Genomic DNA, 24,088 nt, shown 5'->3' with positions numbered 1-24,088 from the left:
TGGTCGACCAGCTCGGGGCGTTCGCCGACGAGGTGACGCGGGTGGCGCGCGAGGTGGGCACCGAGGGCGAGCTGGGCGGCCGGGCTCAGGTCAGGGGTGTCTCCGGGGTCTGGAAGGACCTTACGGACAGCGTCAACTTCATGGCGTCCAACCTGACCTCGCAGGTCCGCAATATCGCCCAGGTCACCACGGCCGTCGCCAACGGCGATCTCTCGCAGAAGATCACCGTGGATGCGAGGGGCGAGATCCTCCAGCTCAAGTCGACGATCAACACCATGGTCGACCAGCTCTCCGCCTTCGCCGACGAGGTGACGCGGGTGGCCCGCGAGGTGGGCACCGAGGGTGAGCTGGGCGGCCGGGCTCAGGTCAGGGGCGTATCCGGGGTCTGGAAGGACCTTACGGAGAACGTCAACTTCATGGCCGACAACCTGACCTCGCAGGTCCGCAATATCGCCCAGGTCGCCACCGCCGTGGCCGAGGGTGATCTGAGCAAGACGATCACGGTCGAGGCGAAGGGCGAGATCCTGGAGCTGAAGTCGACGATCAACACCATGGTGGACCGGCTGTCGTCCTTCGCCGACGAGGTGACCCGGGTGGCCCGCGAGGTCGGCACCGAGGGCAACCTCGGCGGCCAGGCCCAGGTCAGGGGCGTATCCGGGGTCTGGAAGGACCTTACGGAGAACGTCAACTCCATGGCCCTGAACCTGACCTCCCAGGTCCGCAATATCGCCCAGGTCACCACGGCGGTCGCCAACGGCGATCTCTCGAAGAAGATCACGGTCGATGCCCGGGGCGAGATCCTGGAGCTCAAGGAGACCGTGAACACCATGGTCCAGCAGTTGCGCTCGTTCGCCGACGAGGTCACCCGGGTGGCGCGCGAGGTGGGCACCGAGGGCCAGCTCGGCGGCCGGGCCGGAGTGCCGGGCGTATCCGGGGTCTGGAAGGACCTTACGGACAACGTCAACTTCATGGCGTCCAACCTGACCTCGCAGGTCCGCAATATCGCCCAGGTCGCCACCGCCGTGGCCGAGGGCGATCTGAGCAAGAAGATCGACGTGGACGCGCGCGGTGAGATCCTCGAGCTGAAGACCACCATCAACACCATGGTCGACACGCTCTCCTCGTTCTCCGACGAGGTGACCCGGGTGGCCCGCGAGGTCGGCAGCGAGGGCCGGCTGGGCGGCCAGGCCCGGGTCGAGGGCGTCTACGGCACCTGGAAGCGGCTGACCACCGGCGTCAATGAGCTCGCCCTCAACCTGACCACCCAGGTGCGCGCGATCGCCGAGGTCGCCTCCGCCGTCGCCCAGGGTGATATGTCCGGTTCCATCTCGGTCGAGGCGCAGGGCGAGGTCGCGGCGCTGAAGAACAACGTCAACCTGATGGTCGCCAACCTCCGCGAGACCACCCGCGCCAAGGACTGGCTGGAGTCCAACCTGGCCCGTATCGCCTCCCTGATGCAGGGCCACCGCGATCTGGTCGAGGTCGCCGATCTGATCCTGAGCGAGCTGACCCCGCTGGTCAACGCTCAGTTCGGGGCGTTCTTCCTGAGCGCGGCCGGTGCCAAGCCCGGTGAGGGACTCGAGCTCATCGCCGGATACGGCACCGATCAGGACGCGGTCGGGGGCGACGGCCAGACCCCGCGGACCGGCCCACCGGGCCGCGGGCTGGTCGCCCAGGCGGCGGTGGGGAAGAAGCGGATCCTCATCAACGACGTCCCGCCCGACTACCTCGCCATCAACTCCGGGCTGGGCTCGGCGCTTCCGGCCAGCGTGGTCATCCTGCCGATCCTCTACGAGGACCAGGTGCTCGGAGTGATCGAACTGGCCTCGTTCAGCCGGTTCAGCGAGGTCCACCTGGCCTTCATCGACCAGTTCGTGAACACCATCGGCGTCTCGATCAACACCATCATCGCCAACGCCCGCACCGAGTCGCTGCTCTCCGAGTCCCAGCGGCTCACCACCGAGCTGCGCCAGCGCTCGAACGAGCTCCAGCGCTCCAACGCGGAGATGGAGGAGAAGGCCGCGCTGCTGGCGACCGCCTCCCAGTACAAGTCCGAGTTCCTCGCCAATATGTCGCATGAGCTGCGCACCCCGCTGAACTCGCTGCTCATCCTGGCCCGGCTGCTCGCCGACAACCCCGAAGGGCGGCTGTCCCCCCAGGAGGTGCAGTTCGCCGCCACCATCCACCGCTCCGGCTCCGATCTGCTCCAACTGATCAACGATGTCCTGGATCTGTCGAAGATCGAGGCGGGCCGGATGGACGTCCGGCCGAGGAAGCTGCCGCTGGTCAAGATCCTGGACTATGTGAACGCCACGTTCCGGCCGCTGGCCGTCGACCGGGGGCTGTCGTTCGAGATCGCCGTCGGCGAGGACGTACCGCGCGAGATGTTCTCCGATGAGCAGCGGCTCCAGCAGATTCTGCGCAATCTGCTCTCCAACGCCCTGAAGTTCACCTCCTCGGGCGGGGTGACGCTGCGCGTCGAGCGCACCCCGGGAGCGCGGTTCGAGGAGGAGGCGCTGCGGTCCGCGGACGCCGTGATCGCCTTCGCCGTCACCGACACCGGTATCGGCATCCCGCCGGAGAAGCTGCCGGTGATCTTCGAGGCGTTCCAGCAGTCCGACGGCACGACCAGCCGCAAGTACGGCGGCACCGGCCTCGGCCTGTCCATCAGCCGGGAGATCGCCGGAATGCTCGGCGGCCGGATCGTGGCCGAGAGCGAACTGGGCGTCGGCTCCCGCTTCACCCTCTACGTCCCCGTCCACTACAGCGGCGTCGCCCCGGCGCCCGACCCCTCGGACCCCAGGGCCACCGGCTCCACCGTCCCGGCGGCGGCCCCCGCCCCGGACGAGGCGCTGCCGGACACCACCGACCACGCCCCCAGCGGGATCTTCGGCGAGGCGGACAGCCTGGTCGCCGCCCGGGCCCTGAGCGGCGGGGCCGAGACCGAGGACGGAGACGAGACCGAGGACCACGAAGACGGCTGGCCGGGGGCCACCCAGCTCAAGGAGTGGCAGCGCGGACGCCCCGGCCGGGTGCTGGACGGCCGCCGCATCCTGATCGTCGACGACGACATACGGAACGTCTTCGCGCTCACCCATGTGCTGGGCCGGGTCGGCATGACGGTGAAGTACGCGGAGAACGGCCGCGAGGGGCTGGAGGTTCTCCATCGCAACCCCGATGTCTCGCTGGTCCTGATGGACGTGATGATGCCCGAGATGGATGGGTACGAGACGATCCGGGCCATCCGGAGCACGCCCCGGCTCGCCGATGTGCCGATCCTCGCCCTGACCGCGAAGGTCATGCCCGGCGACCGGGAGAAGGCCATCGACAGCGGCGCGAACGGCTATGTCCCCAAGCCCGTGGATGTCGACCGGCTGATATCGGCGATCATCGAGGTGCTCGATCCGGTGGGGGAGGCGGGGAGCGGGGACGCTGAGGCGTCGGGTGATGACGCTGCCGTGGCCGGTGATGACGCTGCTGTGGTTGGCGGTGACGCCGTTGGGTCTGGTGACGCCGTTGGGTCTGGTGGTGACGCCTTCGACGATGCGTCGCTCGGTGTGCCGGGCGGTGTCGAGGATGGCGGTGCGGATGACGGTGGGGGCGCCGGCCGGGAGGGGAGCGCGCCCGACGAGACCGGTCCGCCGAGGCCGAGGCAGGGGGAGTGATGACGACCGCATGCGATAAGGCCGGAATCCTCATCGTTGACGACATGGAAGAGAACCTGATCGCGCTGGAGGCCGTCCTCGGCCCGCTCGATCAGCAGCTCGTCCGCGCCCGCTCCGGTGAGGAGGCGCTGAAGGCGATGCTGCGGCAGGACTTCGCCGTCGTTCTGCTGGATGTGCTGATGCCTGGCATGGACGGCTTCGAGACCGCCGCCAACATCAAGCGGCTCGACCAGACCAAGGACGTCCCGATCATCCTGCTGACCGGGACCGACGCCGACTCCGACTACGCCTACCGGGGCTATGCGATCGGCGCCGCCGACTTCCTCACCAAACCCTTCGACCCCTGGCTGCTGCGGACGAAGGTCAATGTGTTCCTGGAGATGCACCGCAAGAACTGCCGGCTCGAGGCGCGGACCGAGCAGTTGGCCGACCGGGTCGCGGAGCTGGAGCGCACGGTCGAGGGGCTGCGGAAGTACAGCGCCGAGAGGTGAACGGCCGGTTCGGCTTGCGGCGACGTTGCCGGCCAGGGCTGTGGTCAGGGGTCCACGGCGGTGACCAGGACGGCCACCGTGGGCGGCTGGTCTCCGGGGCCCGGGGCGCTCCGTGCCACCGCCGTTCGCACCGCCCGCGCCACATCCACGGCGCGGTGATCGGCCGCCACCGCCAGCTCGATCCGGATGTGCGAGCCCTCGGTCCGCACGGGCCGGGGCGATCCCAGCACCGACGCGAGCCGGGCGACGCCGGGCACGGACGCTGCGGTCGCGGCGGCGGGGTCCGGGTCGGGGCGTTCGGCCGACGTCGGCCGTGGTGGTGGCTGGGGCTGGTTTTGAGGCCGCGGGGCCGCGGGAGCCGGGGGCGGGGCCGGGAGTTCGTCCAGCACGTCCGTCACCCGTACGTCCACCGCCTCCACCAGGAGGCCCAGCCGGTCCGTCGCCGCGTCGAGGAGTGCGTCGCGCAGCCGGTCCGCCGTCACCGGAAGCGGTTCCTCCAGCGTCGCCCCGCACTCCGCCGCGATGCACAGCGTCCCCGGCGGCAGCGCGCTCGGCGGGGGCGGTACCGCGGGCGTCGCGGCGGTGTCGGGGTCGGTGTCGGGGTCGGCGGGCGCGATCCGAAGCGCTCCCAGGCGTACGTCGGGGACCTGGTCGGCGGCCCGCCGGAGCACCTCGCCCGCCGCGTGTTCGGTGATCCAGGAGCCGTCCTCCCGCCCGCCCAGGGGCAGCAGCCGTCCGAGCCGAAGCTGCTCCCTCACGGTCTGCGCGAGCCGGTCTGTGACCACCGTGTCACCCCTTGGCGCCGGACGGGACCGAGCCCTACTGGTCTCGGCCTGCCGTGTGCTCACAGCCTGCCGCATCGATCGCGCGAGTGCCGCATCTCCGAAGCGGTTCGGGGAAGGCCCCTTTAAGGTTGGCTGTAGAGCGAGCGGAAACCTCTTCGACTGCTCTTCGCCTCGGAAGGGACGATCGGTGATGTCCGAGACCGCACCACGGAACCGACCCGAGAACCCCGCCACGGAGCCCGCCGCGGGCACCCCGAGGACCCTGGGCGCCAGGGGCGGCATCGCCCCGGCCGCCACCGACCGGCCCCGGCGCGGCGGAGGCGACCCCGGCTCGCGGGGGCGCACCACCATCGCCGATGGCGTCGTCGAGAAGATCGCGGGGATGGCGGCCCGTGATGTGGTCGGCGTCCATGCGATGGGCGGCGGCCTCGCGCGAACCTTCGGAGTCGTACGGGACCGGGTGCCCGGCACCCGGTCGGTCGCCCGTGGGGTGAAGGCGGAGGTGGGAGAGGTACAGACGGCCCTCGACCTGGAGATCGTCGTGGACTACGGCGTCTCCATCGCCGATGTCGCGCGGGCCGTGCGGGAGAACGTGATCGCGGCGGTCGAGCGGATGACCGGCCTTGAAGTGGTCGAGGTCAATATCGCGGTCAGCGATGTGAAGTTGCCGGACGAGGAAGAGGAATCGCCGGAGCCGCGGCTCCAGTAGGCCGGCAGCGGTTCCGGTTGGCTCCAGCAGGGGAGCACAGGATGAGCATGGCCGTGGTCGGGATGATCGCGGGGATGGCGCTGGCTTTCGCCGGTTACTTCGGTGGTTTCGGGGCCTTTCTGCTGGTGGCGGCGTTGGGCGCCGTCGGGTTCATCGTTGGCCGATTCCTGGACGGTGATCTGGAACCGGGCGACTTCTTCCGTTCCCGTGGCCGTGATGACGGACGGCCACGGTGAACACTTCGACGACGGCAGGGGCTGTGGCGACGGCGGGGGCCATGACGACAGTGGGGGCCATGACGACAGTAAGGACGCGCCGTGGTCGAGCCGGGTGAGCGGGGCGCGACGCGGATCGCGGACCGGGTCGTCGCGAAGATCGCCTCGCAGGCGGCGCAGGAGGCGTTGCGGGTGGACGGGACCGGCGCGGCGGGTGCGGGTGCGGCTGCGGCTGCGGATGTAGCGGACGTCGTGGATACCGCGGACGTCGGCCCTACCGATGCCGCCGCCGCGCCGCCGCACGCGGTCGCCGTGGTGCGCGGGGACGTCGCGCGCGTCCGGGTCGCCGTCGAGCTGGGCTATCCCTCGGACATCGGCGCGCACTGCGGTGCGGTGCGTCGTCATGTGATCGAACGGGTAGGCGAGTTGACGGGCATGGAGGTGCCCGAGGTCGTGGTGACGGTCGAACGACTGCATATGCCGCAGTGGGAGCACCCGGAGCGGAGGGTGCGTCGGGGGAGGGACAGGGTGCGATGAACGCGGACCAGAAGATGCGTCAGTCCACCTCGGCGTCGGCGTACGGCGGGAGGGCGGGGACCGGCGCGCGGGACGGCGATCCGCCCGTGCGGATGAGGCGCTTCTGGTCCGTGCGGCGGGTACCGGCCGGGATCGTCGCCCTGGTCATCGCCGCCGTCAGCGGGCTGCTGCTGTACGACGTGGCGGCCGTGCGCTCGGGTCGGCCCGCCATGCGATGGCGGGAATGGCTCGCCGATGAATTCGCCGCACGGCCGCTGGACGATGCGTGGATCATGGGCGGGGCGGCGCTGTTGGCCGCGCTGGGGGTGTTGATGGTGGTCCTGGCGCTGGCGCCGGGGCTGCGTGGGCTGCTCCCGATGCGTCCGCCGGAGACCGGGACCGGGACTGGGACTGGGACCGGGACTGAGGCGGAGGCGGGGCCGGGGAAGGGCGTGGATGCGGGCGCCGGGGTCGGGACCGGGGGCGCCGTACGGGCGGGGATCGACCGGGCCTCGGCGGGGCTGGTGCTGCGGGACCGGGCGATGGAGGTGCCCGGTGTGCGGTCCGCCCGCGTGGACGTCGGCCGTCGGCGGGTCAGGGCCCGCGCGCTGGCCCACTTCCGTGACCTTGACGAGGTACGGGCGGATCTGGACGCCGCCCTCCACGAGGGCATCCGGCAACTGGGCCTGGCCCGACGGCCCGCCCTGTCCGTCCGTGTCCGGCGGTCGGCGAAGTCGAAGGGGTGAGCGCGCCATGCTGAGGGTCGTCAACCGGGTGCTGCTGGGGGCCGTGGGGCTGATGCTGGCCGGGGTGGGCGCGGTGATCCTGGCCGGGTGGCCGCCGTTCGACGGGCGGGGCGATGTGCTGCTGAGCCGGGCGGATCGGACGCGGTGGCGGGACGCCGGATGGTGGTGGCCGGCCGTCATCGCGGCGCTGGCGGTGCTGTTCGTGCTCGCGTTGTGCTGGTTCCTGGTGCAGTTGCGGCGGCGTCGGCTTCAGGAGGTGCTGGTGGAGACGGGCGACGGCGAGGGCGCCCTGCTGCGGGGTCGGGCCCTGGAGGCGGCGCTCCTGGCGGACGCGGAGTCGCTGGACGGCGTGGAGCGGGCCCACGTCCTGCTACGAGGCCGACGGACCACGCCGGAGGCCCGGATGGGCCTGGTACTGGAGCCGCGCGCCGAACCGACGCTGACACTGGAAGCGCTACGGGCGGAGGCTCTGGAGCGCGCCCGGACCTCGGCGGGCCTGGACCAACTCCCGGCGGAGGTCCGCCTGAGGGTGGCCCGGCACGGGGCGGAACGGGCGCGGTAGGTCTGGCGGGTTCCGCTGGGTGTGCGTTCCGCTGGGTGCGGGTGCGGGTGCGGGTGCGGGTGCGCGTTCCGCGGGTGCGGGTGCGGTCGTGGTTGCTGTGCGCGGTGGGTCCGGTGGTGGGTGGCGGGTGCGGGGCCTCCGGGGCGGCGCCCTGGACCGTATATTTACGGCGCCATTGACCGGGGGCGTTGGGTGGGCCGGGGATTGGCGCCACAAATACACGTAAGCGTCCAGGACACCACCCCTGCGACCCCGCCCCCTCCCGCCGTCTCGCGGCTACCCGCCGGTGGCCCAGGGTGCCTCTCGGCCCCGCGTTCGGCCCGGGGTCGCTGGCTCCCGCCTCGTCGGCGTCCACGCCTCGGTGGCACGGGCCGCCTGTCCGTCCCGGGGGCGTGAATTCAGCCCCTCAGGGGGCACCTCCCAGCGGTAGCTGGGGGAGTTTGAGGAGCGGGGTCCGGGGCGGAGCCCCATGGTTTCGGGGAGGGGCGGGGTGGGGACCTTCCGCCGGAGGCGCCCATGGTCCGCACTCGGCGTCTGGCCGGGGCCAGGTCTGGGCGGAGCCCCACCTCGCGCGGGGCAGCCGCACATTGACGTCGCGCGGGGCTCAGAAGTTGTGCAGAGCCCCACCATCCACCGGCAGCATCAGCCCGGTGAGATACGACGCCGCAGGCGAGAGCAGAAAGGCCGCGGCCTTGCCGAATTCCGAGGGCGTCCCATACCGCCGCAGCGGAATCGCCGCCGCGTTCCGCTCCCGTGAGGCATCCGCGTCGCCGGAGAGGGCGTCGAGTTCGCGGACGCGGTCGGTGTCGATGCGGGCGGGGAGGAGGCCCACGACGCGGATGCCGCGGGGGCCGACCTCGAGGGAGAGGGACTTGGCGAAACCGGCGAGGCCGGGCCGCAGGCCGTTGGAGACGGTGAGGCCGGGGATCGGTTCGCGGACGGAGCCGGAGAGGACGAAGCCGATCACGCCGCCGGAGGGGAGCTGCTCGGCGGCCGTACGGGCGAAGCGGACGGCGCCGAGGAAGACGGAGTCGAAGGCGGCCTGCCACTGGGCGTCGGTGATGTCGGCCGTCAGCCCGGCCGGCGGGCCGCCGACGCTGATGAGGACGCCGTCGAAGCCACCGAAGCGCTCGCGGGCGGTGGCGATGAGCCGGGCCGCGGTCTCGGGGTCGGAGTTGTCGGCGGCGACGCCGACCGCGTTCGGGCCGAGGTCGGCGGCGACGGCTGCCGCCGTATCGGCGTCGCGGCCGGTGATGACGGCCTTCGCACCGTCGGCGATCAGCTCACGGGCGGCGGCGAGGCCCAGCCCGCGGGTGGCTCCGGTGACGATGTACACCCGGTCTTTGAGTCCAAGATCCATGGGCTCAGTCTGCCCTGGGCCGCTCCGCGAGGGTGAGGGCGGTCCCGACGAGCCCGATATGGCTGAACGCCTGGGGGAAGTTGCCGAGTTGCCGGCCGGTCGCCGGGTCGTACTCCTCGGCGAGCAGCCCGACGTCGTTGCGCAGCGCGAGGAGGCGATCGAAGAGGGCGCGGGCGTCCTTGTGGCGGCCGGCCAGGTGGAGGGCGTCGGCGAGCCAGAAGGAGCAGGCGAGGAAGGCGCCCTCGGAGCCGGGGAGGCCGTCCATACCGTCGGCGGCGGTGTAGCGGCGGATCAGGCCGTCCTCGCTGAGCTCGCGGCGGACCGCGTCGATGGTGCCGATGACGCGGGGGTCGGTGGCGGGGAGGAAGCCGACGCGGGGGATGAGCAGGGTCGCGGCGTCCAGCTCGGGGGAGCCGTAGGACTGGGTGAAGGTGGACCGCTCGGGGTCGTAGCCCTTTTCGCAGACCTCGCGGTGGACGGCGTCGCGCATGGCGCGCCAGCGGTTCGCGTCGCCGCTCAGCTCGGGGGCGGCTTCCATGGCGCGGACGGCGCGGTCGGCGGCCACCCAGGCCATGACCTTGGAGTGGACGAAGTGGCGGCGGGGCCCGCGGACCTCCCACAGCCCCTCGTCGGGGTCGCGCCAGGCGGATTCCAGGAAGTCCATGAGGGCGGTCTGGATCTTCCAGGCGTGCGGTTCGGCGGGCAGCCCGGCGGCGCGGGCGAGGTGGAGGGTGTCGAGCACCTCGCCGTAGACGTCGAGCTGGCGCTGGTCGACCGCGCCGTTGCCGACCCGGACGGGGGTGGAGTGCTCGTACCCCTCCAGCCAGGGCAGCTCATGCTCATGGAGCCGGCGTTCGCCCCCGAGGCCGTACATGATCTGGAGTTCGGCCGGGTCGCCGGCGATCGCGCGAAGCAGCCAGTCGCGCCAGGCGGCGGCCTCCTCGTGGTAGCCGGCGCGGAGCAGGGCGTTGAGGGTGAGGGTGGAGTCGCGCAGCCAGCAGTAGCGGTAGTCCCAGTTGCGGACCCCGCCGAGCCGTTCGGGCAGCGAGGTGGTGGGGGCCGCGACGATGCCGCCGCTCGGGGCGTAGGTGAGCGCCTTGAGGGTGATCAGGGAGCGGATGACGGCGTCCCGGTGCGGGCCCTGGTAGCGGCAGCGGGCGGCCCAGTCGCGCCAGTCCGCGAGGCTGGAGCGGAGGGCGTCGTACGGGTCGATGAGCCGGGGGCGGGGCTCGTGCGAGGGGTGCCAGGTGAGGACGAAGGCCACCCGGTCCCCGGCCGAGACGGTGAACTCGGAGCGGGTGCTGAAGTCCTTGCCGTAGGTGTGGACCTCGGGTTCCGAGCGCAGCCATACGGAGTCCGGTCCGGCGACCGCGATCCGGTGGCCGTCGGTGCGGCGCATCCAGGGGACGATCCGGCCGTAGTCGAAGCGCAGCCGGAGGACGCCGAGCATCTCGACGCTGCCGGAGACGCCCTCGACGATGCGGACGACATCGGGGGCGCGATCGCGCTGCGGCATGAAGTCGATGACCTTGACCGTGCCGGTCTCCGTCTCCCAGACCGACTCCAGGACGAGGGAGTCGTCGAGGTAGCCGCGGCGGGTGCAGGCGCCCGCGCCCTTGGGGGCGAGCCGCCAGTGGCCGTTGTCAGGGCCGCCGAGGAGCGCGGCGAAGCAGGCCGGTGAGTCGAAGCGGGGCAGGCACAGCCAGTCGATCGAGCCATGGCGGCTGATCAGGGCCGCCGTCTGGTGGTCACCGATGAGGGCGTAGTCGTCGATGTGCTGGGCCATGTCCGGGCGCCTTCCCCCGGAAGGCGGATCCTAGGCCCGGACGGCGCTCACTCCGCCGTGGCCGCGGCGGGGACCTTCTCCGGGGTGGCCGCCGCCTTGGCGGCCTCGGCGATGCGGTCCCGGCGTTCGCGGCGGGCCAGGACGACCCAGCCGATGGGCACACCGGCGGAGAACAGCCACCACTGGACGGCGTACGCCATATGCGGGCCGATGTCGCTGTGGTTGGGCGCGGGGACCGGCTGGGGCTGCTTGTCGCCCTTGGGGGAGGACGAGGTGAGCTCGATATAGCCGCCGAGGACGGGCCGGCCCAGCGACTTCGCCCGCTGCTCGCTGTTGATCAGCGAGACCTGGCGGGGCGGCAGCCCCTGCTTGTCCTTGATGCCGCTGTTGCCGGTGGTCTCGTCGGGCATCAGCCGGCCGGTGACGGTGACCTTGCCGGAGGGGGCGGCGGGGACCTTGGGGAAGACGGTGAGGTCGGTACCGGCCGGGATCCAGCCCCGGTTGACCAGGACCGCGCGGTCGTCCGGGAGCAGCAGCGGGGTGAGGACGAAGTAGCCGATGGACTGCTCGTCGGAGCCGGTGCGCTGGCGGACGACGACCTCATGGGCGGTGTCATAGGTGCCGGTGGCGGTCACCGTGCGCCAGGTGTTGTCGCGGGCCACCGTACGGCCGGGGGAGGTGAGCTTGTCGACGGCCACGGCGGGGGCGGCGAGGCTGTCCCCGATGAGCTGGTTCTGCGCGACCCGGTGCTCATGGCGGTGCAACTGCCAGAAGCCCAGCCTGATCATCGTCGGGATCAGCGCCAGGGCGATAAGTGTGAGGATCACCCACTGCCGGGTCAACAGGAAGCGGTACACATGGTTGACCCTACTCGGCGTGGATTGTCCCTCGGCCGCTGGGGGCGGCCCAGGCACAATCCACGCAGGTGGCCGGGTTCACACATGGTCGACGATGCCCACCTTCCCTTCCGCCCGGGCGCAGTGCGCACAGCAGAAGAACTGGCCGTCCGCCTCCACGCCCTGCCCGATGATCGGGGCATTGCAGTGCTCGCAGGTGGGCGCCATGCGGTGGATGGCGCACTGGAAACAGTCGAAGACGTGCACATTGCCCTGCGCGTGCACCTCGAATGTCATCCGGTAATCGTTTCCGCATACCTCACAACGTGCCATGCGCCTCAGCGTGCGGGCCCGCGCGGCGGCGGGCGAGCGGCGGCCGGGCGCGTCGCGCCGACTTCACCTGTTTGTCGGCGGCGCTGGGGTGACGTCCTGGAGGAGCTGCATAAAGGCCGCCTCGTCGATCACGGGCGTGCCGAAGGAGCGGGCCTTGGCGGTCTTGGACGTGGGCGAGTCGGGGTCATTGGTGACCAGCACGCTGGTGAGCCGGGAGACGCTGGTGGCCACGTGCAGCCCGGCCTCGATCGCCCGGTCCTCCAGCAGCTCGCGGTCGACGGAGGTGTCCCCGGAGAACGCCACCCGCATGCCCTGGACCAACTGCCCGCCCGGCTCGTACCGCCCGGGGTTGGGGTAGGGGCAGGCGGGACGCTTGCGGCTGGGGCGCCAGGTCTGCCGGTACGAGCGCTGGCGGCCGATCGCCGGGCCGTCGGACCACTCGGTGAGCGGCTGGCAGGCCAGCAGCGGCAGCCGCAGCCCGGTCTCGGCGGCCCGGTGGAGGCTGGGCCGGAAGGTCTCGGCGAGCACCCGCGCGTCGTCCAGGGCGTGGTGGGCGCGGTGCTGGACCACTCCGTAGTGCGCGGCGAGGGTCTCCAGCTTGTGGTTGGGCAGCGGCAGGCCCAGCTCCTTGGAGAGGGCGATGGTGCACAGCCGCTGCCGCACGGGCGCGGCGCTCTTGGAGCGGGCGTACTCCCGGGCGATCATCGACCAGTCGAAGGCGGCGTTGTGCGCGACCAGGACGCGGTCGGCCAGGCGCTCGGCCAGCTCCCCGGCGATCTCGGGGAAGCGCGGGGCACCCTCGAGCACCTCCTCGGTGAGGCCGTGGATCCACACCGGGCCGGGGTCGCGCTGCGGATTGACCAGGGTGTACCAGTGGTCCTGCACCGTGCCCCGGGCGTCGAGCTGATAGACCGCCGCGGAGACGATCCGGTCGTCGCGGGCCAGGCCGGTGGTCTCCACGTCGACGACCGCGTAACCCTGCGGATAGGTGGCCGGCCAGGAGGACGGCGGTGCGGGGTGCGGTGCGGCTGTCGTGGGGTCTTCGAGCATGGTCAATGAGGATACGGGCCGCCGCCGACAACCCTGACCGGCGGGCCGGTCGGGCAGGCGGGGCCCAGAGGCTGACGGGGCGTCGGGGCCGGGCGGCGGGTCAGAGCTCGGACAGGGCCAGTCGCGGATCGATGGTCCAGGGCCCGGTAATCCGGGTGTCCGCCAGGGACTTGTCCTCGGCCGGGCGCACCGCGGACAGGTCCTTGCCGGCGAACCGCCTTGAGCTTGGCGGTGATGCCGTCCGCGTCGAAGGAGCCGTCCCGGTGCCCGGCGTAGTCATGGGGCACATCGGTGTCGATCATGGCCGGATCGAGCCCGTAGGCATGGGCATTGAAGCGGTAGCCGCTCTGTTGTTGACAGCTCATCTACCATACTTGTTGGTAACTACCCCTAGCGGCGGCCTTACGAGCGGTTCTATGTTGCGGACATGCCGCACCTGCCCAATGCCGTGCTGTGGTCGATACCGGCCTTTGTCCTGCTCACCGTCGTGGAGATGGTGAGCTACCGCTTCCATCCCGACGACGATGCCGAGGGCTACGCGGCGAAGGACGCCGCGACCAGCGTCACCATGGGGCTCGGGAGCCTCGTCTTCGACCTGGTGTGGAAGATCCCGATTGTGGCGATCTACGCCGCCAGCTACGAACTCACCCCATTGCGCGTCCCGGTGCTGTGGTGGACCCTGCCGCTGATGCTGCTCGCCCAGGACTTCTTCTACTACTGGTCGCACCGCGGGCACCATGTCATCCGCATCCTGTGGGCGTGCCATGTGGTGCACCACTCCAGCCGCAACTTCAACTTCACCACCGCCCTGCGGCAGCCCTGGACCAGCCTGACCGTGTGGCCGTTCTACGTGCCGATGATCGCGCTCGGGGTGCACCCCGCGGCGGTGGCGTTCTGCTCGTCGGTGAACCTCGTCTACCAGTTCTGGATCCACACCGAGCGGATCGGCACCCTGCCGCGCCCGATCGAGTTCGTCTTCAACACCCCCTCGCACCACCGCGTCCACCACGCCTCCCAAGGCGGCTATCTGGACCGCAACTTCGGGGGCATCCTCATCGTCTGGGACCGGCTCTTCGGGTCGTTCGTCCCCGAGATCGAGCGGCCCGTCTACGGCCTGACGAAGAACATCGACACCTACAACCCGCTGCGGGTGGCCACGCATGAGTACGCGGCCATCGCCCGCGACATCGCGGCGGCGCGGGGCTGGCGGGAGCGGGCGGGCCGGGTCTTCCGGGGGCCGGGCTGGCAGCCCGGGCCGGTCCCGGAGGCGGGGGCGGTCCCAGAGGCCGGGTCGGTCCCGGAGCAAGGGGCGGCCAGGGAGGCGGAGTCGGCTACGGACGCCGGGGCGGCTACGGACGCCGGGGCGGCTACGGATGCCGGGGCGGCTACGGGGGCCGGGTCGGCCGCGGAGGCCGGGCCGCGGGAGCCCGTCGGCGAGAGCGTGCGGTGACGGCCGCCGCCGGGCGCGCGACGAGGGCTCTGCCCGCCCTCTTCGCGCTGCTGACCGCCGTTCACCTGGGCGCGCTGCTCGTGGACGCCACCACCGTCGTCCACGCCACCAAGCCCGCCCTGATGCCCGTCCTCGCCGTGTGGGCCCTGGTGCGCGGCGGACCGTGGCCGCTCCCCGCCGCGCTGGTGTGCGGCTGTGGCGGCGATGTGCTGCTCCAGATCGGCGGTGAGACCGCGTTCCTGGCCGGAATGGGGTGCTTCGCGGCCGGGCACCTCTGCTATCTGGCGCTGTTCACCCGTACCGGGCGGGGCGCTCTGTTCGGCCGCGCCGAGCGGGGCCCCCTGTCCACTCGCGCCGGGTGGCCTCGTACGGCGCCCTGGGTGGCCGCCGGGTACGGGGCCGCGTGGCTGGGCACGGTGGCGCTGCTGTGGTCCGGCCTCGCCTCGCATCTGCGGCTTCCCGTCGCGGGCTACAGCCTGCTGCTGACGGTCATGGCGCTGGCCGCGCTCGGGGCGGGCCCCTGGACCGGGCTCGGCGGGGCGCTGTTCATGCTCTCCGACACCCTGATCGCGGCCGGGCTCGCCGACTGGCCACGGCCGCCGGTGCCCCAGTTCTGGATCATGGCCACCTATATCGGCGCCCAGTGGCTGCTGATGGCGGGAGCGACGCGCGACGCGGTCCCGCGCCCCGGGCCACAACCGGCGCCCGTCGGGCTGTAAGGAGCGCTCGTGGGCTGGAACGGGCACAGCCTGCGCTCGTCCTCGTCAGGCCGTGACGGGCAGCCGCCTCAGCCGGACCACCCGCAGCGGGTCCGAGGGGCGGTCATGGCTCAGCTCCCAGCCCCGGGCCCGTGCCGCCTCGATGACATAGCCCGCACCCACACCCCGGTACTCGCGCACGGCGACGTCGTGCGGGCCCGGCGGCGGGGCCTTCTTCGCCTTCTGGGCGGCCAGCTCCTTGCTGGTCCAGACGGCGATGCGGTTGTCGACCCGGGCCCGGTAGAAGGCCGCGTCGCCCTCGTGCCGCAGCTCCGGGAGCGTCACGCACCAGGCGGGCCACACCGCCACGCTGTCCCCGAACTTGTCGATCAGGCCGAGGAAGCCCTTCTCGAACCCGGGGATGACCGTAAGGATCTCGGCCACGATCCCGAAGGCGATGAAGCCGAGGAAGATCACCACGATCAGCGCCCACCACAGCGGAAGCAGCAGCACGGTCAGTACGAACCGGATCAGCAGCCAGAAGGCCGACCGCGAGGGCAGCGGTCCCCAGGAGGCGTCGTGGTGCACGGGAACGGGATCCTCTCGCCACTACAGGGGGGATGCGCACGGGCCGCCGGGTGGCTGATCCGCCCCGGCGGCCCGCTCATTGTGTCAGCCGGTCACTTCTCGACGGCGTCCAGGGCGTCCGCGAGCCCGGCGCCGTAGAAGCCGTTGTAGCGCTTGCCGCCCTCGCACACCGCGTCGACCGTGCCGTCGCCGTCGATGTCGTACGGCGTCGGGCAGGCGAGGTCATCGGCCTCGGCCTTCAGCAGCGCCTTGACCATCGCGGGAGAGGCGTGCGGATGGGTGCTCTTGACGAGCGCCGCGACACCGGCGACATGCGGCGAGGCCATCGAGGTGCCCGCCATGTAGCCGTACTTCCCGCCCGGCAGCGTGTTGTAGATCAGGCCGCTGGTGGCCGGGGGCTCCGGCTTCTGGTAGATGGTGCTGTCGCCGCCGGGGGCCGCGATGTCGATGACTCCGAGGCCGTAGTTGGAGAACGAGGACTTGAGGTTCTTGGCGCCGGTCGAGGCGACCGTGACAACACCCGGCAACTGGGTCGGGATGTCCAGGCAGACGCTCGGGTCCACCTCCCGGTCACCGGGGGTGCTGTCGTTGGGGCTGGAGGGGTCGGTGATGGTGTCCGAGGTCAGGTCGTAGTTCTCGTTGCCCGCCGCGGCCACATTGACCACGCCCTTGCGCTCCGCATACGACGAGGCCCGGCGCACCGCCTCGACCAGGGCCTTCTGGTCCGGGTCGGTGGTGCAGTTGAAGTACCACGGGTCGGTGTAATAGCTGTTGTTGGTGACGTCCACGCCGTGCTCGGCGGCCCAGATGAAGCCGCAGACGACCGCCTCGGTGTAGAAGGACCCGGCCGTCGTGGACACCTTGATACCGGAGACCTTGACGCCCGGGGCCACACCGGTGACGCCGATGCCGTTCTTCGCGGCGGCGATCTCGCCCGCGACATGGGTGCCGTGCGGGGACTCCTGCGCGGTCGGCCGCCAGGCGCCGTCGGTGGTGTCCGGCTTGCCCGTCACACAGTTGACGGACGCCTTACGGTCGAAGTTCGGCGCCAGGTCGGGGTGGGTGTCGTCCACACCGGTGTCGATGACCCCGACGGTGACATTCCGGCTGCCCAGGCTCTTCTCATGCGCCTTGTCCGCCTTGATCGCCGGCAGATCCCATTGCAGCGGCTCCAGCGGGTCCTGCCCGGCCTTGGCCTTCGCCGCCACCGCCTGCCGCTCCTTCTCGCTCAGCAGCTTCGGCGTATCGATGTCGTCGGTGGACTGGGCGGGCAGCGGGGCGGTGCGGGTGTTACCGGCGGAGGCCACGCCGCGGACCTTACGGACGCTCTTGGCGAAGTCCGGGTTGGCGGAGTGGACGACGATGACGCCGATCCGGTCGTACGACACCACGACCGTGCCGCCGGCCTGGGCGATGGCCTTGCGGATCCGGGACGGGTCCTGCCCCGGGCGGGTGTTGACGACATAGCTCAGGGACGGACCGTCGGCCGCGGTGGCCGCGGCGGCGTGGCCGTCCCGTCCGAGAGCGGTGGCGGTGGTGGGCAGGAAGGCCAGCGCGGTGGTGAGCGCCATGGCGGCGGGTATCGCGGCGGTGCGCAGCGGCAGGGAGGTGCGGCGCGGCGTCATGGGTACTCCGGTTCTCTCGATGGGGTGAGGAGGCTCTGGGCGGACGGACCGGGCTGGATGGACAGCGTTCCGGACCGGGGGCGCGGACGCGCGCTCAGCGCGCCACTCGGGGGACGTGGAGCCCCCGGGCGCGGGCGGCGGCCCGGCGGGCCGCGTCAACGGCCGGGGTACGGCCGGGGTCATCCGCACAAGCGAATGTGCGCGCCCTCGGGGCGCGGATCCCGCACGCCGCCTCGATGCCCCGGGACGCCGCGAGACCGGGGCAGAGGCGGCGGGGAGTGGCGATGGGGTGGTGCGAGGCCGACGGGCCGTCAAAAGCCCGCCGCCCGGGTCTTGGAGGGGCCGATCTCAGATGAGCCATGGGGTCTCCACTTCATCCGTACGGGCCGCCCGGACGCCGTTGGCCTCTGGGCGGGTACATGACGAAGGAAGCTATCGCTGATCAAGGTCGGACATCAATGCATTCCGGAAGAAAACCCGCCACAGTACCCGGAGCCGATCCTCCCCGCGGAGTTGTATCCGTCTTTCAATCAACCGGCCTCTGTCGTAGCGGGTCGGCGTCGCCCTACCATGCGTGATCTGGATCACCTCCGCCGCCGTACGCATCCCCGTCGGACCCACTCACCAGGAGAGACCGTGGATACCGCCCCGGCCGATGATCGCCCCGACGATCAACGGCAACAAGTCCGTTCTTCCTACGCCGAGGTGCAAGCGAGCGCGGAGTTCGGTGAACTGCGCGGTGCCCACCGCTCGTTCGCCTTCCCGCTCACCATCGCGTTCGTGAGCTGGTACCTGCTCTATGTGCTGCTGTCCAACTACGCGGGCGACTTCATGGGCGCCAAGGTCGTCGGCCATGTCAACGTGGCGTTGGTGTTCGGGCTCGCCCAGTTCCTGACGACCTTCCTCATCGCCTGGTGGTACTCCCGGCACGCCGCCACCAAGCTCGACCCCCGCGCCGAGGCGATCAAGTCCCGTATGGAGGAGCGTTCATGAGCTTCCAGCAGCTCGCGGCCGAGAGCGCCTCGGACAACCGGCCGCTGATCATCACGCTCTTCGCGGTCTTCGTCCTGGCCACCCTCGGCATCACCGTCTGGGCGGGCCGGCAGACCAAGGACGCCAACGACTTCTACGCCGGCGGCCGCCAGTTCTCCGGCTTCCAGAACGGCCTCGCCATCTCCGGCGACTACATGTCCGCCGCGTCCTTCCTCGGCATCGCCGGCGCCATCGCGCTCTCCGGCTACGACGGCTTCCTGTACTCGATCGGGTTCCTCGTCGCCTGGCTGGTCGCCCTGCTGCTGGTCGCCGAGCCGCTGCGCAACTCCGGGCGCTACACGATGGGCGACGTGCTCGCCTACCGGATGCGCCAGCGCCCGGTGCGCACCGCCGCGGGCGTCTCCACCATCGTCGTCTCGATCTTCTATCTGCTGGCGCAGATGGCGGGCGCCGGTGTGCTGGTCTCCCTGCTGCTGGGCATCACCAGCGAGGCCGGGAAGATCCTCATCGTCGTCCTCGTCGGCGTCGTGATGATGCTCTACGTCACCATCGGCGGCATGAAGGGCACCACCTGGGTGCAGATGGTCAAGGCCGTGCTGCTGATCGCGGGCACCCTGCTGATCACCTTCCTGGTGCTGCTGAAGTTCAACTTCAACATCTCCGACCTGCTGGGCGAGGCGGCCAAGAACAGCGGCATCGGAGAGTCGTTCCTGGAGCCGGGGCTGAAGTACGGGCTCAACGCCACCACCAAGCTCGACTTCATCTCCCTCGGCATCGCACTGGTCCTGGGCACCGCGGGACTGCCGCACATCCTGATCCGCTTCTACACCGTGCCCACCGCCCAGGCCGCCCGTAAGTCGGTCAACTGGGCCATCGGCATCATCGGCGTCTTCTACCTGATGACCATCGCGCTGGGCTTCGGCGCCGCCGCCCTGCTGGACCGCGACGCCATCATCGCCTCCAACAAATCCGGCAACACCGCGGCCCCGCTGCTCGCCGAGGAGATCGGCGGCGGACCGGACTCCACGGGCGGCGCGATCCTGCTCGCGGTGATCTCCGCGGTGGCGTTCGCGACGATCCTCGCCGTGGTCGCCGGACTCACCCTCGCCTCCTCGTCCTCCTTCGCCCACGACCTGTACGCCAATGTCATCCGTAAGGGCAAGGCGACGCAGAAGGAGGAGATCTCGGCGGCGCGCTGGGCCACCGTCGGCATCGGCACCGTCGCCGTCGTCCTCGGGGTGTTCGCACGAGATCTCAACGTCGCCGGACTCGTGGCGCTCGCCTTCGCGGTCGCCGCCTCCGCAAACCTCCCGACCATCCTCTACAGCCTGTTCTGGAAGCGCTTCACCACCCAGGGCGCGCTGTGGTCCATCTACGGCGGACTGATCTCCTCGGTCTTCCTGGTGCTCTTCTCGCCCGTCGTCTCGGGCAAGGAGACCTCGATGTTCCCGGACGTGGACTTCCACTGGTTCCCGCTGGAGAACCCCGGACTGATCTCCATCCCGCTGGGCTTCCTGCTCGGCTGGCTGGGCACCCTCGTCTCCAAGGAGCAGCCGGACAAGGACAAATACGCCGAGCTGGAGGTCCGCTCGCTCACCGGCCACGGCGCCCACTGATCCGCCCCGACCACCCGCGCGGCCCCTCCCTGTCACACCCGTCGCGTACGCTGCGGGACAATTGACCACAGCGCACGCGATGTCAACCGTGGAGGGGCCGCACCATGCTGATCGACACCTATGGTCGCGTAGCCACCGACCTGCGGGTCTCTCTGACCGACCGCTGCAATCTGCGTTGCACCTATTGCATGCCGGAAGAGGGTCTCCAGTGGCTCGCCAAACCGGATCTGCTCACCGACGACGAGATAGTCCGGCTGATCGGGATCGCCGTCACCGAGCTGGGGGTCACCGAGGTCCGCTTCACCGGCGGTGAGCCGCTGCTGCGCCCCGGTCTGGTCGGCATCGTGGAGCGCTGCGCGGCCCTCGCCCCGCGCCCCCAGATGTCGCTCACCACCAACGGCATCGGGTTGCAGCGCACCGCCCAGGCCCTGCGCGAGGCGGGCCTGGACCGGGTCAATGTCTCGCTCGACACCCTGCGCCCGGAGGTCTTTCAGGCCCTGACCCGGCGCAAGCGCCATGACGATGTGCTGCGCGGCCTCGACGCGGCGCGCACCGCCGGGCTCACCCCGGTGAAGGTCAACACCGTGCTGATGCCCGGGCTCAACGACGACGAGGCGCCCGATCTGCTCGCCTGGGCCCTGGAGAACGACTATGAACTCCGCTTCATCGAGCAGATGCCGCTCGACGCCCAGCACGGCTGGAAGCGCGACGGCATGATCACCGCCGGGGACATCCTGACGAGCCTGCGCACCCGCTTCACCCTCACCGCCGAGGAAGAGGAGGAGCGCGGCTCCGCGCCCGCCGAGCGCTGGCTGGTCGACGGCGGCCCGGCCCGGGTCGGCGTCATCGCCTCGGTCACCCGCCCCTTCTGCCGGGCCTGCGACCGCACCCGGCTCACCGCCGACGGACAGGTGCGCACCTGCCTGTTCGCGCGCGAGGAGTCCGATCTGCGCGGAGCGCTGCGCTCCGGCGCCCCGGACGAGGAGATCGCCCGGCGGTGGAAGCTGGCGATGTGGGGCAAGAAGGCCGGATCCGGGCTCGACGACCCGTCGTTCCTCCAGCCCGACCGCCCGATGTCGGCGATCGGCGGCTGACCGTTCGCGGGGGCGGTGATCAGGGGTGGTGATCAGGGGCGGGGGAGTGGCCGCGGTCAGTGTTCGGTGGCCGACCACTCCGCCAGCGTCACCACGTCCTTGAGGAAGCCCCGCATCCCGAGGAACTCCGACAGATACTCGCGGTGCTCCTCGCAGGCCAGCCAGGTCTTGCGCCGCTCCGGGGTGTGAATCTTGGGATTGTTCCAGGCCAGCACCCATACGGCCGGGGCGCGGCAGCCCTTGGCGGAACAGATCACGGCGTCGGTCTCGGCGGAGGTCTCGCGGGTGTTCACACCGCAGACTCTACGGAAGGCCCGGCGGACATGGCGACGCCGGGCAGCCACGGGGGGAGCCGCCCGGCGTCGGTCCGTCGCTCCGACGGGGGATGCGGAGCGCGTACGCAGTATGTCACGAGGGATGGGGCCCGGTGCACCGGTACTGCACTATTGATCTGAGGTTTTCTTGAGCTTACGGAAACGTGGCAGGTCAGCCCCGCTCGCCCCGTCCAGGCTCGCTGATATGTCCGACGTCCTCCGGGACGGATTCCGCCCGGCGGGAATCGGCCGGCTCCTCACCGCGCCCGGCGATCAGCATAGGGCGGGGCGGGGTCGGGATGAAGGTGGTGGGCAGCGAAGTGGAGTTCTCCCGGCCCGCGTTGGCGATCACCACCGCGATATAGGGCAGCACCACGCCCAGCACCAGGGCCACGATGGCCACATGGCGCTCCACGTTCCACAACACCGCCGCCAGCACGACCGCGAGGGTCCGCACCGACATCGAGATCACATAGCGGCGCTGCCGGCCGCGGACATCATCGGCCAGCCCCTGCCGGGCTCCGGTGATCCGGAAGACCTCCGCATCGCCATGCTTCCGCATCACGTTCCACCACCTGATCGCCGAGCGGGCTTCCCCCGCTCTGGGACGTACTCAACGTTACGCCGCGTCTGCTGTCGGTTCGAGACCGGGGCGCCCTGACGGGTGCTGTCCGGGGTGCGCCAGAAGGCGTACCGGCCCTCCGGCGTGCGCCGTACCCGAAGTGGTCGAACACTGGAGGGGATGTGCATCTCCCGTGCATCCCTTCGCCGCGTGTCAGGGAGGCGACATGAACTGGCTATGGGCGATCGTCGTGGGTTTGATCCTGGGTGTGATCGCCCGGGCGATTCTCCCCGGCAAACAGGCCATTCCACTCTGGCTGACCTGCATCTACGGCATCCTCGGCGGCATGCTGGGCAACGCGGTGGCCGGCTGGATCGGGGTCAGGACCACCGGGGGCTTCGACTGGATCCGGCATCTGCTCCAGTTGGCGTTCGCGGTGGGGATCGTGGCCCTGGGCACCCCGCTGTGGCACTCCATCCGCGGCGGCCGACGCGAGCGGGCCTGAACGACGGTGATGGTGTGCGCCGGGGTTACGGATACGGCGGCGGCCGGCGCGCGTGGTGGACGCGCACCGGCCGCCGCTCTCGTCCAGCGGCGAGATGGGCGGGTTACACCCCGCGCACCTGGGCGATCTTCCGCCCGGCCTTGAGATAGACCGTGCCGGAGCCCGCCGTCACCCCGGAGGACGTCAGCGTCTCCGCGACCACCTCGGCCAGCGGGCGCACCGCCTGGGCCTCGGGCAGCACCACCGACTCCTGGCCACCCTCGGTCTCGATCACCAGCCGCAGACCGTTCTGCTTGGCGACCCGGCGGGCGGCCGAGGCGCTGGGCTGGAACTCCAGCACCTTGCTCAGCACCGTCGCGATGGACTCGGCGCCGTGCTCCCCGGCGTCGACCACCGGCAGCGTCTCGACATCGGTGAAGCTCTTCTTGGAGAACTGGGCGACGAAGCCCGCCCGGGCCGCCATCGCCTTCTCGACGCCGTACAGCGCCGCCACGACCTCACCCGCCAGGACCTTCTTCAGATCCATCGGGTGCAGCGACCGGTCTTCCACCCGGGTGGTGGCGGCGGCGATCTCCGCGTCCGTCCACTCGGTCCATGCCTCCAGGTACGGCTTCATCAGCCGGTCCGGAATCGACATGATCTTGCCGAAGACATCGTCGGCGGTCGCGGACAGCGCGACATAGTTGCCCTTGGACTTGGACATCTTGGCGCCGGTGCCGTCCGTGCCCTCGATCAGCGGCATGGTGACCACCAACTGCGGCCGCTGCCCGCGCAGCTCCATCAGCTTGCGGCCCATCTGAAGATTGAGGAGCTGATCCGCGCCGCCCAGCTCCACATCGCACTCCAGCGCCACCGAGTCGAGGGCCTGCGCGATCGGGTAGAGCAGCTCGGACATGGTGAGCCCCGAACCGGCGGCCAGCCGGTTGCGGAAGTCCTCGCGCTGGAGCAACTGGGAGACCGGCACCTGGGAGAGCAGCCCCAGCAGCTCGGGGAAGGTGTACGGCGCCAGCCACTCGCTGTTCTGCCGGAGGCTGACCTTCTCGAAGTCGAAGAAGGGCCGGACCTGGTCCTGGTAGCCCGCGAGGTTGCGGGCGATGTCCTCGTCGGTCAGCGGCGGGCGCTCCGCCGTACGGCCCGACGGGTCGCCGATCTTGGCCGTGAAGTCGCCGATGAGCAGGGTGACGTCATGCCCCATGCGCTGGAAGCGGCTGAGGATGATCATCGGCACCACATGGCCCAGATGCACATCGGCGGCCGTCGGGTCGATGCCCAGCTTGATGCCCAGGCCCCGGCCCGCGCCGCGGCGCTCCTCGATCCGCTTGGCCAGCTCCGCCACGCCGGGCAGGATCTCGACCGTACGGGACGCGATCAGCTCGGCCTGCTCCGCCGGCGAGAGGTCCGTCAGATCGATATAGCGCCGCGAGCCCGTCTCCTCGAGCAGCCGCTCGACGGTCTTGTCGGAGGAGAGGTCCTGGGTGAGGAGCTCGGTGGCGCGGGCGACGGATTCGCCGAGGCGTGTCATGGCGTTCCTGTTGATAGACGAAACGGATACGGATTGGATCGATCGGGCGGGGACCAGTCTATTGGGC

The 24,088-nt window shown here is 70.9% G+C and carries 24 protein-coding genes; 13 read left to right on the top strand and 11 right to left on the bottom strand.

What is annotated here, in order from left to right; all coding sequences use genetic code 11:
• Positions 1–3,665: HAMP domain-containing protein (locus KN815_RS12830; RefSeq protein ID WP_216341911.1), on the top strand; the 3,665-nt coding region annotated here is incomplete at its 5' end.
• A complete protein-coding gene (locus KN815_RS12825) occupies positions 3,665–4,156 on the top strand; it encodes a response regulator (protein ID WP_216341910.1) in 492 nt (163 codons plus the stop codon). The genes KN815_RS12830 and KN815_RS12825, both read left to right, overlap by 1 nt.
• Before the next feature lie 44 nt (positions 4,157–4,200).
• Here KN815_RS12825 and KN815_RS12820 read toward each other — a convergent pair whose 3' ends face one another.
• Positions 4,201–4,941 (bottom strand): nucleopolyhedrovirus P10 family protein, encoded by a 741-nt coding sequence (locus tag KN815_RS12820; RefSeq protein ID WP_216341909.1) that lies wholly within the window; start codon positions 4,939–4,941, stop codon positions 4,201–4,203.
• A gap of 190 nt (positions 4,942–5,131) precedes the next feature.
• Here KN815_RS12820 and KN815_RS12815 point away from each other — a divergent pair, with 190 nt between their 5' ends.
• The 5 genes from KN815_RS12815 to amaP all read left to right on the top strand — a co-directional run bounded on the left by KN815_RS12815 (position 5,132) and on the right by amaP (position 7,689).
• Entirely contained in the window at positions 5,132–5,650 is a 519-nt protein-coding gene (locus KN815_RS12815; RefSeq protein WP_216341908.1) for an Asp23/Gls24 family envelope stress response protein, read from the top strand.
• Between the two features lie 41 nt (positions 5,651–5,691).
• The gene (locus tag KN815_RS12810) at positions 5,692–5,886 is read left to right on the top strand and encodes a hypothetical protein (RefSeq protein WP_078640735.1); all 195 of its coding nucleotides are present in this window, start codon (positions 5,692–5,694) and stop codon (positions 5,884–5,886) included.
• A gap of 81 nt (positions 5,887–5,967) precedes the next feature.
• Positions 5,968–6,402 carry an Asp23/Gls24 family envelope stress response protein gene (locus KN815_RS12805; RefSeq protein ID WP_216341907.1) on the top strand — a complete coding sequence of 145 codons (435 nt, stop codon included), beginning with the start codon at positions 5,968–5,970 and terminating at the stop codon, positions 6,400–6,402.
• Positions 6,399–7,127 (top strand): DUF6286 domain-containing protein, encoded by a 729-nt coding sequence (locus KN815_RS12800; RefSeq protein ID WP_216341906.1) that lies wholly within the window; start codon positions 6,399–6,401, stop codon positions 7,125–7,127. Before KN815_RS12805 ends, KN815_RS12800 begins: the two co-directional genes overlap by 4 nt.
• 7 nt (positions 7,128–7,134) lie before the next feature.
• Positions 7,135–7,689: an alkaline shock response membrane anchor protein AmaP gene (gene amaP, locus KN815_RS12795; RefSeq protein ID WP_216341905.1), complete on the top strand. Its 555-nt coding sequence runs from the start codon at positions 7,135–7,137 to the stop codon at positions 7,687–7,689.
• Positions 7,690–8,293: 604 nt separating this feature from the next.
• On the opposite strand, the gene KN815_RS12790 is transcribed toward amaP, so the two are convergent.
• From KN815_RS12790 to KN815_RS12770, 5 genes are all read right to left on the bottom strand, one after another.
• Positions 8,294–9,049, bottom strand: a complete 756-nt coding sequence (locus KN815_RS12790) for an SDR family oxidoreductase (RefSeq protein WP_216341904.1) — start codon at positions 9,047–9,049, stop codon at positions 8,294–8,296.
• Positions 9,050–9,053: 4 nt separating this feature from the next.
• Positions 9,054–10,835: a glycoside hydrolase family 15 protein gene (locus tag KN815_RS12785; protein ID WP_216341903.1), complete on the bottom strand. Its 1,782-nt coding sequence runs from the start codon at positions 10,833–10,835 to the stop codon at positions 9,054–9,056.
• A gap of 47 nt (positions 10,836–10,882) precedes the next feature.
• The gene (locus KN815_RS12780; protein WP_216341902.1) at positions 10,883–11,692 is read right to left on the bottom strand and encodes an SURF1 family cytochrome oxidase biogenesis protein; all 810 of its coding nucleotides are present in this window, start codon (positions 11,690–11,692) and stop codon (positions 10,883–10,885) included.
• Positions 11,693–11,770: 78 nt separating this feature from the next.
• Positions 11,771–12,004, bottom strand: a complete 234-nt coding sequence (locus KN815_RS12775) for a metallothionein (RefSeq protein ID WP_216341901.1) — start codon at positions 12,002–12,004, stop codon at positions 11,771–11,773.
• Between the two features lie 63 nt (positions 12,005–12,067).
• Positions 12,068–13,054, bottom strand: coding sequence for a DEDDh family exonuclease (locus KN815_RS12770; RefSeq protein ID WP_216341900.1), 987 nt, complete (start codon positions 13,052–13,054; stop codon positions 12,068–12,070).
• Between the two features lie 427 nt (positions 13,055–13,481).
• Here KN815_RS12770 and KN815_RS12765 point away from each other — a divergent pair, with 427 nt between their 5' ends.
• Positions 13,482–14,504, top strand: a complete 1,023-nt coding sequence (locus tag KN815_RS12765) for a sterol desaturase family protein (protein ID WP_216341899.1) — start codon at positions 13,482–13,484, stop codon at positions 14,502–14,504.
• Entirely contained in the window at positions 14,501–15,223 is a 723-nt protein-coding gene (locus KN815_RS12760) for a lysoplasmalogenase (RefSeq protein ID WP_216341898.1), read from the top strand. The genes KN815_RS12765 and KN815_RS12760 overlap by 4 nt, the downstream gene beginning before the upstream one ends.
• Before the next feature lie 45 nt (positions 15,224–15,268).
• Here the strand turns inward: KN815_RS12760 and KN815_RS12755 are convergent, their stop codons facing one another.
• Both KN815_RS12755 and KN815_RS12750 read right to left on the bottom strand, forming a co-directional pair.
• Positions 15,269–15,790 (bottom strand): hypothetical protein, encoded by a 522-nt coding sequence (locus KN815_RS12755; RefSeq protein WP_216341897.1) that lies wholly within the window; start codon positions 15,788–15,790, stop codon positions 15,269–15,271.
• A 92-nt stretch (positions 15,791–15,882) separates the two neighbouring features.
• Positions 15,883–17,415 (bottom strand): S8 family peptidase, encoded by a 1,533-nt coding sequence (locus KN815_RS12750; RefSeq protein ID WP_253208929.1) that lies wholly within the window; start codon positions 17,413–17,415, stop codon positions 15,883–15,885.
• A gap of 636 nt (positions 17,416–18,051) precedes the next feature.
• Here KN815_RS12750 and KN815_RS12745 point away from each other — a divergent pair.
• The 3 genes from KN815_RS12745 to moaA all read left to right on the top strand — a co-directional run bounded on the left by KN815_RS12745 (position 18,052) and on the right by moaA (position 21,118).
• Positions 18,052–18,408: a DUF485 domain-containing protein gene (locus KN815_RS12745; protein WP_216341896.1), complete on the top strand. Its 357-nt coding sequence runs from the start codon at positions 18,052–18,054 to the stop codon at positions 18,406–18,408.
• Complete coding sequence (locus tag KN815_RS12740) at positions 18,405–20,024, top strand: monocarboxylic acid transporter (RefSeq protein WP_216341895.1); 1,620 nt, start codon at positions 18,405–18,407, stop codon at positions 20,022–20,024. Before KN815_RS12745 ends, KN815_RS12740 begins: the two co-directional genes overlap by 4 nt.
• Positions 20,025–20,128: 104 nt before the next feature.
• Complete coding sequence (gene moaA, locus KN815_RS12735; protein ID WP_216341894.1) at positions 20,129–21,118, top strand: GTP 3',8-cyclase MoaA; 990 nt, start codon at positions 20,129–20,131, stop codon at positions 21,116–21,118.
• A 56-nt stretch (positions 21,119–21,174) separates the two neighbouring features.
• Here the strand turns inward: moaA and KN815_RS12730 are convergent, their stop codons facing one another.
• Positions 21,175–21,411, bottom strand: coding sequence for a hypothetical protein (locus KN815_RS12730; RefSeq protein ID WP_216341893.1), 237 nt, complete (start codon positions 21,409–21,411; stop codon positions 21,175–21,177).
• Between the two features lie 193 nt (positions 21,412–21,604).
• Positions 21,605–21,994: a DUF3099 domain-containing protein gene (locus KN815_RS12725; protein ID WP_216341914.1), complete on the bottom strand. Its 390-nt coding sequence runs from the start codon at positions 21,992–21,994 to the stop codon at positions 21,605–21,607.
• A 226-nt stretch (positions 21,995–22,220) separates the two neighbouring features.
• Here KN815_RS12725 and KN815_RS12720 point away from each other — a divergent pair, with 226 nt between their 5' ends.
• Positions 22,221–22,499 (top strand): GlsB/YeaQ/YmgE family stress response membrane protein, encoded by a 279-nt coding sequence (locus KN815_RS12720; RefSeq protein ID WP_216341892.1) that lies wholly within the window; start codon positions 22,221–22,223, stop codon positions 22,497–22,499.
• Between the two features lie 103 nt (positions 22,500–22,602).
• On the opposite strand, the gene tyrS is transcribed toward KN815_RS12720, so the two are convergent.
• On the bottom strand, positions 22,603–24,021 hold the full coding sequence (gene tyrS / locus KN815_RS12715) for a tyrosine--tRNA ligase (protein WP_216341891.1): 1,419 nt from the start codon (positions 24,019–24,021) through the stop codon (positions 22,603–22,605).
• Positions 24,022–24,088 lie beyond the last annotated feature (67 nt).

This window comes from Streptomyces niphimycinicus, from assembly GCF_018883605.1.
GTDB lineage: Bacteria > Actinomycetota > Actinomycetes > Streptomycetales > Streptomycetaceae > Streptomyces > Streptomyces niphimycinicus.
Note: the sequence above shows the minus strand (reverse complement) of the source record. Positions and strands in the feature narration are given on the sequence as shown.